14 protein-coding genes and 2 tRNA genes are annotated in these 12645 nt (G+C 65.1%); 13 read left to right on the top strand and 3 right to left on the bottom strand.

The window, feature by feature from the left end:
* The first annotated feature begins 1 nt into the window (after position 1).
* The 12 genes from N0K08_RS03255 to N0K08_RS03205 all read left to right on the top strand — a co-directional run bounded on the left by N0K08_RS03255 (position 2) and on the right by N0K08_RS03205 (position 10449).
* Entirely contained in the window at positions 2–388 is a 387-nt protein-coding gene (locus tag N0K08_RS03255; protein WP_261498571.1) for a Zn-ribbon domain-containing OB-fold protein, read from the top strand.
* Positions 385–1545, top strand: coding sequence for a thiolase (locus tag N0K08_RS03250; RefSeq protein ID WP_261498570.1), 1161 nt, complete (start codon positions 385–387; stop codon positions 1543–1545). The genes N0K08_RS03255 and N0K08_RS03250 overlap by 4 nt, the downstream gene beginning before the upstream one ends.
* A gap of 34 nt (positions 1546–1579) precedes the next feature.
* Positions 1580–3691 (top strand): 3-hydroxyacyl-CoA dehydrogenase NAD-binding domain-containing protein, encoded by a 2112-nt coding sequence (locus N0K08_RS03245; RefSeq protein WP_261498569.1) that lies wholly within the window; start codon positions 1580–1582, stop codon positions 3689–3691.
* A gap of 94 nt (positions 3692–3785) precedes the next feature.
* Complete coding sequence (locus N0K08_RS03240) at positions 3786–4253, top strand: PaaI family thioesterase (RefSeq protein ID WP_261498568.1); 468 nt, start codon at positions 3786–3788, stop codon at positions 4251–4253.
* A 111-nt stretch (positions 4254–4364) separates the two neighbouring features.
* Complete coding sequence (locus N0K08_RS03235) at positions 4365–5537, top strand: CaiB/BaiF CoA transferase family protein (RefSeq protein WP_261498567.1); 1173 nt, start codon at positions 4365–4367, stop codon at positions 5535–5537.
* A gap of 72 nt (positions 5538–5609) precedes the next feature.
* Positions 5610–6578 (top strand): Bug family tripartite tricarboxylate transporter substrate binding protein, encoded by a 969-nt coding sequence (locus tag N0K08_RS03230; RefSeq protein WP_261498566.1) that lies wholly within the window; start codon positions 5610–5612, stop codon positions 6576–6578.
* A gap of 1 nt (position 6579) precedes the next feature.
* The gene (locus tag N0K08_RS03225; RefSeq protein WP_261498565.1) at positions 6580–7371 is read left to right on the top strand and encodes an enoyl-CoA hydratase; all 792 of its coding nucleotides are present in this window, start codon (positions 6580–6582) and stop codon (positions 7369–7371) included.
* A 110-nt stretch (positions 7372–7481) separates the two neighbouring features.
* Positions 7482–7557, top strand: a tRNA-Gly gene (locus N0K08_RS03220).
* Positions 7558–7698: 141 nt separating this feature from the next.
* Positions 7699–7791 (top strand) — tRNA-Leu (locus N0K08_RS03215).
* A 246-nt stretch (positions 7792–8037) separates the two neighbouring features.
* Positions 8038–9378 (top strand): MDR family MFS transporter, encoded by a 1341-nt coding sequence (locus N0K08_RS03210; protein ID WP_261498564.1) that lies wholly within the window; start codon positions 8038–8040, stop codon positions 9376–9378.
* A 51-nt stretch (positions 9379–9429) separates the two neighbouring features.
* Positions 9430–9510: a PGF-CTERM sorting domain-containing protein gene (locus N0K08_RS23285; RefSeq protein WP_408642897.1), complete on the top strand. Its 81-nt coding sequence runs from the start codon at positions 9430–9432 to the stop codon at positions 9508–9510.
* A gap of 123 nt (positions 9511–9633) precedes the next feature.
* Positions 9634–10449, top strand: coding sequence for a hypothetical protein (locus N0K08_RS03205; RefSeq protein WP_261498563.1), 816 nt, complete (start codon positions 9634–9636; stop codon positions 10447–10449).
* An 11-nt stretch (positions 10450–10460) separates the two neighbouring features.
* Here the strand turns inward: N0K08_RS03205 and N0K08_RS03200 are convergent, their stop codons facing one another.
* The 3 genes from N0K08_RS03200 to N0K08_RS03190 are packed head-to-tail and all read right to left on the bottom strand — an operon-like array spanning position 10461 to position 11661.
* The gene (locus N0K08_RS03200) at positions 10461–10880 is read right to left on the bottom strand and encodes a YeeE/YedE family protein (protein ID WP_261498562.1); all 420 of its coding nucleotides are present in this window, start codon (positions 10878–10880) and stop codon (positions 10461–10463) included.
* 14 nt (positions 10881–10894) lie between these two features.
* Positions 10895–11338 carry a YeeE/YedE family protein gene (locus tag N0K08_RS03195; protein WP_261498561.1) on the bottom strand — a complete coding sequence of 148 codons (444 nt, stop codon included), beginning with the start codon at positions 11336–11338 and terminating at the stop codon, positions 10895–10897.
* On the bottom strand, positions 11335–11661 hold the full coding sequence (locus tag N0K08_RS03190) for an ArsR/SmtB family transcription factor (RefSeq protein ID WP_261498560.1): 327 nt from the start codon (positions 11659–11661) through the stop codon (positions 11335–11337). Before N0K08_RS03190 ends, N0K08_RS03195 begins: the two co-directional genes overlap by 4 nt.
* An 80-nt stretch (positions 11662–11741) precedes the next feature.
* Between N0K08_RS03190 and N0K08_RS03185 the strand changes: the two genes are divergently transcribed.
* Positions 11742–12641, top strand: a complete 900-nt coding sequence (locus tag N0K08_RS03185) for an MBL fold metallo-hydrolase (RefSeq protein ID WP_261498559.1) — start codon at positions 11742–11744, stop codon at positions 12639–12641.
* Positions 12642–12645: the final 4 nt, after the last annotated feature.

Genomic DNA, 12645 nt, shown 5'->3' with positions numbered 1-12645 from the left:
CATGACTGAACCGACAGCGCCCATGGTGGGCGCGGACGCCCACTACTTCGGCCGGCTGGCCCAAGGGATTTTCGAGATCCCGCGCTGCGACGACTGCGCGCGCCACCACTTCTATCCGCGCATCTGCTGCCCATATTGCGGTTCGCAGGCGCTGACCTGGGTGGCTCCGAGCGGGCGCGGCAGCGTGTATTCGACGACCATCGTGCGCAAGCCCGAAGGCGACTACACCGTCTGCCTGGTGGACCTGGAGGAGGGGCCGCGGCTGATGAGCCGTGTCGTGGGCATTCCCGTGGAGGAAGTCCGCATCGGCATGGCGATCCAGGCCCGGATCGAGCAGACGCCCGAAGGCGCGCTGCTGGTGTTTGTGCCCAAGGGAGAAGCAGCATGAGCGGCGGACAACGGGGCGCGATCGCCATTCTCGGCACCGGCCTGGCGGGCCTGGGCCATGCCGGCGGCCTGAGCGAGCAGGACATCATCGCGCAGGCGGCCTGCAAGGCCGTGGCGCAAAGCGGGCTTTTGATGCAGGACATCGACGGCATCATCACCTCCAGCCTGACGTCGCCCTGGTGGGTGATGCGCATGGCCGAGTACTTAGGGATTCGGCCGCGGTTTTCCGACAGCACGATGTTCGGCGGCTCGTCCTTCATCGCCGACTTGAAGATGGCGGCGCTGGCGATCGAGGCCGGTGAGTGCGAGAACGTGCTGATCTGCTACGGCAGCACGCCGCGTTCCTCGCCCAGCAGCTCCAAGGTCAACCAGATGCGCGCTGCGCTCGATCCCCAGCCCTACGAGCACCCCTACAAGGCCTTCAACCCAGTGTCGAGCTATTCGCTGGCCGCGGCCCGCCACATGTACCAGTACGGCACCACGCGCCGCCAGTTGGCCGAAGTGGCGGTGGCCGCGCGCCAGTGGGCGCAGCTCAACCCGGATGCGTTTGCGCGCGGGCCGCTGTCGATTGACGACGTGCTGAACGCCAAGATGATCTCCGACCCGCTGACGGTGCGCGATTGCTGCCTGGTGACCGACGGCGCCGGCGCTTTTGTCGTGACTTCGGCCAAGCGCGCACGCGCGCTGCACAGCAAGCCGGTCTATGTGCTGGGCAGCGGACATGCGCACTGGCACCGGCAGATTTCCTGCATGCAAGACGTGACCGTGACGCCGGCCGTGGACTCGGGGCGCAAGGCCTTCGCCGAAGCCGGCCTCGCGCCTGCCGACATCGACGTGGTCGAGCTCTACGACGCGTTCACCATCAACCCCATCCTGTTCCTGGAAGACCTGGGTTTTTGCCAAAAGGGCGAGGGCGGCGCGTTCATCGAAGGCGGGCGCATTGCCCCGGGCGGCAGCTTCCCCATGAACACCAACGGCGGCGGCCTGTCCTGCACACACCCTGGCATGTACAGCATTTTCCTGATCATCGAAGCCGTGACCCAGCTGCGTGGCGAAGCCCAGGCGCGCCAGGTGGCCGATGCCGAGGTCGCATTGGTGCATGGCAATGGCGGCGTGCTGTCCAGCCAGGCCACGGCGATTCTCGCCACCTCGCTGTGATGCTTTTCAAAGACAGATTTTCGGAGACAAAGACATGAATACAGCCATTGACGGCATGGCGGTTTCGCAGACCGTGCGCTACATGGAACAGGGCGATGTGGCCGTGATTTTGCTGGCCAATCCGCCAGTCAACGGCCTGGGCGACACGGTGCGCCTGGGCATTGCCGAAGGCCTGAGCCGTGCGGCGGCAAGTGCGCAGGTCAAAGCCATCGTGTTGGCCGGGGCCGGCAAGGTGTTTTGCGGTGGCGCAGATATTCGCCAGTTCAACACGCCCGCGGCCACGGCACAGCCGACGCTGCGCCAGGTGATCCGGCAGATCGAGTTGTCGAGCAAGCCCGTGGTGGCCGCCATCCATGGCGTGGCCCTGGGCGGCGGCCTGGAGTTGGCGCTGGGCTGCCACTACCGCATCGTGACGGCCGATGCGAGCCTGGGCCTGACCGAAGTCAACCTGGGCCTGGTGCCCGGCGGTGGCGGTACGCAGCGCCTGCCACGCCTGATAGGCACGGTCGCAGCGCTGGAACTCATCCAGTCAGGCAAGCAGGTGCGGGGCAGCAAGGCCGTGGCGCTGGGCGTGGCCGATGCCCTGATAGACGGTGAAGTGGTGGCCGGCGGCATGGCGTTCGCACGCCGCATGGCCGGGCAGGCCGGCCCGCATCCGGTGATTGCGGCCAAGCCGCCGGCGGATGCCGCGGGCCTGGATTTTTCCGCGCAGCGGGCCGCGGTGAATCCCAGGGCGCGCAATGCGCTGGCCCAGGGCACGGCGATTGCCTGCGTGCAGGCGGCGACGCATCTGTCGTTGGAAGAAGGGCTGGACTTCGAGCGTTCGCTGTTCGACGAGCTGGTGGCAGGCCCCGAGTCGAAAGCGCTGCGCCACCTGTTCTTTGCCGAGCGCGAAGCCGCCAAGCTCCAGGGCCAGGCCGTGAAAACGCTGCCGCGCACGATTGCCAGCGTCGCCATTCTGGGCGCGGGCACCATGGGCGCGGGCATTGCGATGGCGTTCGCCAACGCCCGCATTCCTGTCGTGCTCTACGAGCGGGAGCAGGCCGCGCTGGACCGCGGCATGGAGCTGATCCGGCGCAACTATGCGGTCACGGTGTCCAAGGGCAGTCTGTCCGCCGAGCTGATGCAGGAGCGCCTGGGCCGGATTGTCCCGACACTCGACGTCCACCGGCTGGCCGATGCCGATCTGGTGATCGAAGCCGTGTTCGAGGACATGGCGGTCAAGCAAGCCGTGTTCAAGCAGCTCGATGCCATTTGCAAGCCTGGCGCCATCCTGGCCACCAACACCTCGCGCCTGAGCATTGACGACATCGCGGCCGTGACCCGCCGGCCGCAGGACGTGATCGGCCTGCATTTCTTCAGCCCGGCCAACGTCATGAAGCTGCTGGAAGTGGTGCGCGGCGATGCCACTTCGGACGAAGTGATCGCGAGCTGCATGAAGATGGCGCAGGGCATTGGCAAGATTCCAGTGCTGGTGCGTGTGTGCGAAGGCTTCGTCGGCAACCGCATGCTCACGGGCTACTGGCGCGAAGCCGGGTTCCTGCTGGAAGAGGGCGCTTCCCCGGCGCAGATCGATGCGGCCATGAAGCGCTTCGGTTTTGCGATGGGCCCCTTGACCATGGCCGATCTGGCCGGCATGGACATCAACTGGGCGACGCGCAAGCGCCTGGCGCCTACGCGCCCCGCGCATCTGCGCTACTCCAAGGTGGCGGACCGTATCTGCGAACTGGGCCGCTACGGGCAGAAAACCAGCGCCGGCTACTACCGCTACGATCCCGGCAGCCGCACGCCCATCGCCGATCCGGTGGTCGATGCGCTGATCGAACAGTGCGCAAGCGAGGCCGGCATTGTGCGCCGCGAAATCACCGATCAGGAGATCGTCGAGCGCTGCGTGCTGGCGCTGGTCAACGAAGGCGCGCGCATCGTGGAGGAGGGCATTGCGCAGCGGGCTTCGGATGTGGACGTGGTCTATGCCAATGGCTACGGTTTTCCGGCCTGGCGCGGCGGCCCGATGTTCCATGCCGAGACCATGGGCCTGGACGTGGCGCTGAAGAAGATCCAGCAGTTGCACGCAACGCACGGCGAACATTGGACGCCCGCGCCGCTGCTGGTACAGCGCGTTGCCGAAGGTCGGGTAAATTTCTGAGCGTGCGCGCGCGTGCTGCGGGCCAGGACCTGGCCCGCATCTTCTATAGTGCGTCTGCGCACCTTGACCCCCTGCCTTATGAGATGAGCCACGAATGACGTCTGAAACCAGCCTCGGCCTGAGCGATCAGGCTGCCGCCGCCTTTGATTCCACGGCCGAGATTCCGCCGGGTTTTTTCCCCTATGTGTCCATCAGTCCCTACATCGCCCACCTCGGGCCCATGTACCAGCGTGAGGACGAAAACGGCCTGATGGTCATTGGCCTGCGCATTGGCGAATCGCACCTCAATTTGCACCGCAAGGCGCATGGCGGCATGCTGGCCGTGCTGATCGACAACGCGTACGGCTACAACATTGCGCGCGTGCGCCAGCAGTCCGTGGTGACGGCGCACCTGTCCATCGATTACCTTGAAGCGGTGGAGCCCGGCGATTGGCTCGAAGCCCATGTGCGCCTGACCAAGTCCGGTGGGCGCCTGTGCTTTGCCGAGTGCATCTTGCGGGTGGGGGAGCGCGAGATGGTGCGCGCGAACGGCATCTTGCCGATAGTGAAAACCGCTTCCTAGCCGGGCTGCGCCGGCGTTCGAATTTTCCCAAACCCGGCTTCGAAACATTCGACTGGATGTCTCGGGGAGGCTTGCCTAGACTGCACTCTGCTTACATACAGTGGAGACAGCATGCTCGATCAGGCCCTCGCCGGCGTCAAGGTACTCGACCTTTCCAGGATTCTGGCGGGGCCGTGGTGCACGCAGAATCTTGCCGACCTGGGTGCCCAGGTCATCAAGGTGGAACACCCCGGACGCGGCGACGATACACGCCAGTGGGGCCCGCCCTACCTGGAAGATGACCACGGCGAGCGCCTGTCTGCGTACTTCAGCTGCTGCAACCGCGGCAAGCGCTCCGTGGCCATCGATTTCGCCACCGAAGCCGGCGCCCAGGCCATCCTCGCGCTGGTGCAGGAAGCCGACGTGTTCGTCGAGAACTTCAAGGCCGGCACGCTCGCGCGCTACGGGCTGGACTACGCGGCCCTGCGCCGCATCAACCCGCGACTGATTTACCTGTCCATCACGGGCTTTGGCCAGACCGGCCCCATGGCGGACAAGCCGGGTTACGACTATGTCTTCCAGGGCATGGGCGGACTGATGAGCTATACCGGCCAGCCCGACGGCGCGCCCGGCGCCGGGCCGCTGCGCACGGGCGTGGCCGTGGTCGATCTGACGACCGGCATGTACGCCACGTCGGCCGTGCTGGCCGCGCTGTTCCAGCGCCAGGGCACGGGCCAGGGCCAGTACCTGGACATCGCGCTGCTGGATGTGGCGGTGGCGCTCAACGCCAACCAGGGCGCCAATTATTTGATCTCGGGCGTGAACCCGCAGCGCAGCGGCAATGCCCACCCCAACTGCGCGCCGTACGAGGTGTTCCAGTGCGCCGATGGCTACCTGATCCTGGCCATTGGCAACGACACCCAATTCCAGCGCTTTTGCCAGGTGGCCGGCACGCCGGAGCTCGCCACGGACGAGCGCTTCGCGACCAACCCCAATCGCATCGTGCATCTGGCCGTGCTGCGCGCGCTGCTGACAGAGATGTTCAAGACGCGTTCGCGCCGCAGCTGGACCGATGCCTTCGACGCAGCCGGTGTGCCCTGGGGCCCGATCAACAGCCTGGAGGATGCGTTCAAGCATCCACAGGTCCAGCACCGCGAGATGGTCCAGGTGCTGCATCACCCCACGCTGGGCGAGATCCCCACGGTACGCAACCCCATGCTGGCGACGCGCACGCCGGACCGCGCGCCGGTGCCAGCGCCGCCTTCGCTGGCCGCGCTGTCTGAGCAAGCCGTTGCCTGGTCCTGAGCCCCTGTTTCAGCGCATGCCGGCATCAAGCGTATCGGCGTGCATTCACCCACCCCAAGAGAGACAACAGACATGAAAAGAAGAGCCCTTATGGCGTTGAGCCTGGCCTGCATCGCCGCCGCAATGCCCGCCCATGCCACCAGCTACCCCGACAAGCCGATCAAGCTCATCGTGCCCTACGCACCGGGCGGCACGACCGACATCCTGGCCCGCATCATCGGCACCCAATTGGGCGCCATCCTGAAGCAGCCCCTGGTGGTGGAGAACCGTGCCGGTGCCGGCGGCGCCGTGGGCTCGGCCTATGCGTCCAAGCAGCCCGCTGACGGCTACACGCTGGTGATGGTGGTGGAAAGCTCGCACGCGGTGAACCCCAACGTCTATGCCAAGACGGCTTACGATCCGGTCAAGGACTTCGCGGCCATCAGCAACATCGCCAATGTGCCCAATGTGCTGGTCGTGAATCCCGGCTTTCCCGCGACCGACGTGCCGGGACTGATCAAGGAGCTCAAGGCCCATCCCGACAAGTACGCGTTCGGTTCTTCGGGCAACGGTGGATTGAGCCATATCAACGGCGAGCTGTTCGCCCACGTCACGGGCACGAAAGTGCTGCATGTGCCGTACAAGGGCCTGGGCCCGGCGCTGGCCGATTTGATCCCTGGCCAGGTCAACCTGGTGTTCGACAACATTCCTTCGTCCGTGGGACTGATCCAGGGCGGCCAGATCCGCCCCCTGGCGGTGGCAGCCAAGCAGCGGCTCAAGAACTTCCCGCAGATTCCTACCTATGCGGAAGTCGGCCTGCCCGCCATGAACAACCCTTCGTGGTTCGGCCTGGGTGCGCCCGCGGGCACGCCGCCCAAGATTCTGGACCAGCTCAACGCCGCCGTGCGCCAGGCGCTGGCCGATCCCGCCGTGATTGCTGCTATCGAGAAGCAAAGCGCGATCCCCAGCCCGATGTCGCGCGCCGACTTCGGCAAACTCGTCGCCAGTGAAAATGAGCGCTGGAAGAAAATCATCAAGGACATCGGCTTTGAAAAACTCTGATATGAACGCCATCCCCGAACTGCGCCACGCTGGCATCGCCATCGATGCCAGCGGCGTCGCCACCATCACCATCCGTGAGGCCGGCACGCTCAATATTCTGGGCACGCCCGTGATCAAGGACTTGATCGCCGGCATGCGTTATCTCGCCGCCGACGAGCGCGTGCGCACGCTGGTGTTCCGCGGCACGGGCGACAAGGCTTTCGTCGCTGGCGCGGACATCAAGGAGATGGGCGCGCTGGACATGGAAAGCGCCGCGGTCTTCATCGAGAACCTGCGCGTGCTGTGCGAAGCCGTGCAACTGTTTCCCACGCCCGTCATCGCCCGCATTCCCGGCTGGACGCTGGGTGGGGGCATGGAGTTGGCCGTGGCCTGCGACATCCGCATCGCGGCGAGCAAGGCGTATTTCGGCATGCCCGAAGTCAAGGTCGGTATCCCGTCGATTCTGTATGCCGCGGTGCTGCCCCGGCTCATCGGCAACGCCCGTGCGAACTGGCTGTTGCTGACGGGTGAAAACATCAATGCCGCCAAGGCCGAAGCCTGGGGGCTGGCGGATGTAGTGGTGGAGATGGAAGACCTGGACCAGGAAGTCGCGCGTGTCGCCGGCGAATTCGCGGCCGTGGGCCCGACGGTGCTGCGCCAGCAAAAGCGCTTGCTGCGCGAGTGGCAGCATGAGCCCATGGACCGCTCTATCCGCAACGGCGTGGCCGAATTCGCGAGCGCCTTCGGCACCGGCGAGCCGCAACGCTTCATGAAGGAATTCGTGGACCGCAAGGCTGCGGCACACAAGGCTTGAGGGGCGGCATGCTGGTGAAGGCGGATCGAAAAAATTCGTACCGACACAGAATGCACAAAAAACCTTGCTATACTGGCGCCTGTTCTGTAATCGATCAGGTTGCAGGATATGCGGGAATAGCTCAGTTGGTAGAGCGCAACCTTGCCAAGGTTGAGGTCGAGAGTTCGAGCCTCTTTTCCCGCTCCAAATTATGAAAAGGGAAGCTTCACAGCTTCCCTTTTTTCATTGGCGCAAGGCTTGCAGTTCAGAAATGGCCGCAGGCTTGGCGCGCAGTGAATGCGATAGAATTTAATTCTTGCTGCAGGGTGCAACGCCGTGCAGCATGGCGCCCCGATGGTGAAATTGGTAGACACTGCGGACTTAAAATCCGCCGCTTTCCGTAAAAGGGGCGTGCCGGTTCGACCCCGGCTCGGGGCACCATTAGCGTTTTCGCAAATCCTTTGAAATCACGCCCACAGCGGGAAGCTGAATGCTGCTGCGTGACGCTCGTTGCACGGAACATTCACCACTGAATTCACGAGGCCAGTGCGCACTGCGATGCTCCCCTTGGGGCTTGCCTCGCGTCTGCGGTGTTTTTGCCACTGCGAGCGCTGCTGCGGACGAATCCACGAGAATCGCTGGATGCTCTCGCGCCACCGAATCATTCCACTTGTCGTCGCGGCGCCTATGTTCTTGCAGAACCTGGATACTTCGGTGATGGCCACGGCGCTGCCCAGCATTGCGCGCGCGTTGGACGTGCAGGCCTTGCAGCTCAATCTGGCCATCACGTCCTATCTGCTGAGCCTGGCGGTGTTCCTGCCCATGAGCGGCTGGCTGGCCGACCGCTTCGGGGCCAAGCGCATCTTTTGCGTGGCGGTGGCCGCGTTTTCGCTGGGATCGACGCTTTGCGGACTGGCGCAGAGCTTGCCGCAACTGGTGGTTTTTCGCGTGCTGCAAGGCCTGGGCGGCGCGATGATGCTGCCCGTGGGGCGGCTGATTCTGCTGCGCAGCGTTCCACCCGCGCAGATGGTGGCGGCCATGGTGTGGTTCACCGTGCCACCGGCTTTCGGGCGGCTGGCCGGGCCGCTGGTGGGCGGCATCATCGTCACGCTGACTTCGTGGCGCTGGATTTTTCTGATCAACATTCCCTTCGGTCTGCTCGCCATTGCGGGCGCGATGTACTTTCTCGATGATCTGCCCGATGAGCCGCGGCCCGGTGCGTTCGACTTCCCGGGTTTTGTGTTGTTGGCCTTTGGGCTCACGGCGCTGCTGGGCAGCCTGGAGCTGGTGGGCAAATCGATCGTGCCCACGCCCGCGCTGTGGGCCATGGCGGGCTTGGGGGCGCTCGCGGCGCTGGTCTATCACTTGCGCAGCCGCAACAGGGCCGAGCCGCTGATCGATCTTTCCATACTGCGCTTTCCCACGTTTCGCGCGTCCATCATCGGCGGCATGCCGCTGCGCATTGCGATCGGTGCTTCGCCTTTCCTGCTGCCGCTCATGCTGCAGCTGGGCTTTGGTCTGTCGGCGCTGACTTCGGGCGCGCTGACCATGGCCACGGCCCTGGGCTCGCTGGCCACGCGTGCGGTCATGACCTGGGCCATACGCACGATCGGCTTTCGCTCGCTGCTGATTGGTGCGACCTGCCTGACCTGTGTCTGCTACGTGAGCTACGGCAGCTTCCGCCCGAGCACGCCCCATGTGCAGATCTTCATCACGCTGCTATTGGGCGGTCTGGTGAATTCGATGGTCATGGTGGCGCTGCAGACGCTGGGCTTCTCGCAGATTCCCAAGCCGCGCATGAGCCACGCGGCAACGCTCAACAGCATGGCGCAGCAGCTGTCGCTGAGCCTGGGCGTGACGCTGGGCGCTTCTCTGGTCACGCTGGTGGCATGGACCAATGGTGGCAGCGCCCAGCAACCCAGCGCGGAAGATTTCTACCCGGCATTCGGCGTGGTGGGCGCGATCACGCTGTTTTCGCTGTTCTTCTTCATTCGGCTTTCCAGGGACGAAGGCGCCGGCTTGCACTGAGCCGGGGGAGGGCCGGCGCGAGTAGCATGGCCGCATCACCAAGGAGTTGCTATGAGAACCATCATGACTGTGCTCGCCGTCGTTGGCATCCTGGCTGCGGCCTACTTCGCGCGCCAGTACGGGGTGTTCTGAGGCGCGTGGCGCGGCATCACACCGCCGCCGCCCGTGCTATGGTCCAGGCCAGCTTGGCGCATCCCGGGTGGCGAATGGGCGTCATCGTGATCGCCGCCACGGCATGGCGAATAGCGAGGGACGATGACGACGCTGGCATCCATTTTTTTCCAAATTCCGCTGGAGGCCCTGGCCGTAAGAATGGCCGCCACGGCCTTTGTGGTGATTGCCGTGGCATGGGCCGTGGGCCGCTTTGGGCCCATCATCGGCGGCGCGTTGGCCGGGCTGCCCATCGTTCTCGGCCCAGGCTTTTACTTCCTGATTGCGCAAACGCCCAAAGCTTTCATCGCCCAGATGGCGGCCTATTCACTGTATTCGCTGTGTGCCACGCAGCTGTTCTTGCTGGCTTACATCGCATCGGCCAGAAAGGCACGGCCCTGGACTTCCCTGGCCTGCGCCATCGGGGCATGGCTGATTGCCGTGTTCCTGCTGCAAGGCTTGCCGGCGCAGCCTGTGATCGGCGTCCTGTTGTTCGCGCTGGCGAGCCTTGTTTGCCTGAGGCTCGGTCGTCGATTCATCCTGCCCGAGTCTCCTTCGGTGGGCAAGGCGGGGTTGGGTTTGTTGCTGGTGCGGGGTCTTCTGGCGGGGGCGTTGGTAGCGGTGGTGACGGCCACAAGTAGCAGGCTGGGATCGGTGGGGGCAGGCTTGCTGCTCGCCTTTCCCATCGGCTTCACCGTCGTCGCGGTGACGATTCACCAGACGCAAGGGCCTGCGGATGTCATCGCCACGCTGTACTCCGCCTTGCGCGGGACGGCGAGCCTGGCGGGATTTTGCGCCGTGCTGGCGATGGCCGTGCCGCATTGGGCGGCCCCCGTGGCGCTGGGCGCCGCCTTGGCCACTTCCATGTCCATCACGCTATGCCTGGTTTTCAGGCGGCAGATACGGGCCTGTTTCCCATAGGCATTCGCGTCTCAGGCGCGGGATGCGCGCGCCCACAGTCCATGTGCCGCCATCCCCGCCAGCATGGCTGCCACGAACAGCCAGACTTCGGGCGTCAGCGTGGCCAGGTTCATCACGGCCGGGCCGGGGCAAAAGCCTGCCAGGCCCCAGCCTGTGCCGAACAGGGCTGCACCGGTCAGCAGCGGGGCGTCGATCGTGCGCGAGGCGGGCAGTTGCATGGGGTCGCCGAGCAAGGCGGTCTTGCGCTTTCTAGCCCAGGTGAAGGCCAGCAGGCCGACGGCAATCGCGCCGGCCATGACGAAGGCGAGAGAAGGGTCCCAGGCACCGAAGAGGTCGAGGAAATTCTGCACCTTGGCGGGGTTGCCCATGCCGGAAATGATCAGGCCCAGGCCGAAGACCAGGCCGGCCAGCAGTGCGATCAGGGGTTTCATGTGTCTCTCCTGTTTCAAGCGAAGACGTGACGCACCAGCGTGACGGTGAGCACGCCCGCGGCCATGAAGGTGAGCGTGGCGACCAGCGAGCGCAGCGACAGGCGCGACAGTCCGCAGACGCCGTGGCCGCTGGTGCAGCCCGAACCCAGACGCGTGCCAAAGCCCACCAGCAGGCCGGCGGCGATGATGACCCAGGGGCTGCCGGGCATTTGCATGGCGGGCAGGGGGGCGAACTGCTGGTAGAGCCAGGGCGCGGCCAGCAGGCCGGCGACGAAGGCGGCGCGCCAGCCCCAGGCCGTGGGCGCGGCCCAGGTCTCGCGCTGCAGCAGCTGGCCGATGATGCCGCTGATGCCGGCGATGCGGCCATTGAAGACGATGAGCGCGGCGGCGGCCAGGCCGATCAACAGGCCGCCGGCCAGGGCGCTCCAGGGGGTGAAAGCGTTCCAGTCGAGGTTCATGCGGGGGCTCCTGGGGGGCAGTAAAGCTGGTGAATGGCCTGGATCAGTTGCAAGGCCTTGCCGTCGGCCAAGCGGTACCAGATGTATTTGCCTTCGCGCCGCGTGGCCACCAGTTGCTCGCGGCGCAATATGCCCAACTGCTGGGACAGCGTGGGCTGGGCGATGCCGGTAAGCTGCTCCAGCTCGCCCACCGTGCGCTCCTGGGCGGACAGCTGGCACAGCAGCAGCAAGCGGTCCGCGTTGCCCAGAAGCTTGAGCATGGCCACGGCTTCGGCGGCGTGGGTGCGCAGCTGGGCAATGTCAAAATCGGCGGGAGATTCCATGGGGCGGGGCACAAAATGATTTATTAGTTCATATTATATTAAAATATAGATTGTTTGCCGACCCACGGCCAGGAGTACTTATGAGCGCGCAGCGCATGCACATCGAATCGTTTTATGACCCGACCACGGGCACGGTCAGTTATGTGGTTGCGGATACGCAGGCGGGACAGGCCGCGGTGATCGACCCGGTGCTGGATTTCGAGCCCCGCTCCGGCACATTGACCAGCGGTTCGGCGGACCGCGTGATCGACTATGTGCGCTCCCAGGGATGGCAGCTGCAATGGGTGCTGGAAACCCATGCCCATGCCGACCATCTTTCGGCGGCCCAGCATGTGCGCCAGGCCTTGGGCGGCAAGGTGGCGATAGGCGCGCAGATACGGCGGGTGCAGGCCATGTTCCGCAGCATCTTCCATTTCGAGCGCAGCTTCCTGCCCGATGGCAGCCAGTTCGACCATTTGTTCGAGGACGGCGAGCGCTTTCGCATCGGCGATCTGGAAGTCACGGCGCTGTGGGTGCCAGGCCATACGCCGGCCGACATGGCCTATCAGGTGCAGGATGCGGTGTTTGTGGGCGACACGCTGTTCATGCCCGACGTGGGCACGGCGCGCGCGGATTTCCCCGGTGGCGATGCGGCCATGCTGTTCCAGTCCATACAGCGCCTGCTGGCGCTGCCGGATGACACGCGTCTGCACGTCTGCCACGACTACCCGCCGCCGGAGCGTGCCGCGGCCTGGGTCAGCACGGTGCAGCAGCAGCGCGGCAGCAACATCCATGTGCGCGACGGCACGACGCAGGCGCAGTTCGTGCAGATGCGCTCGGCACGCGATGCTACGCTGGCCATGCCCATGCTGATCCTGCCGGCCGTGCAGGTGAATGTGCGCGCGGGCAGGCTGCCGCCCTTGGAGGACGATGGGCGGGCCTACATCCAGGTGCCTATCAATGCCTTCCTGAACGGCGGGGCCATACCGCCGGGACTGTGACCCC

The sequence above is a fragment of the Acidovorax bellezanensis genome, assembly GCF_025421555.1.
In the GTDB taxonomy this organism is placed as follows: Bacteria; Pseudomonadota; Gammaproteobacteria; order Burkholderiales; family Burkholderiaceae_C; genus Comamonas; species Comamonas bellezanensis.
This window is presented reverse-complemented; position numbering and strand designations above follow the sequence as displayed.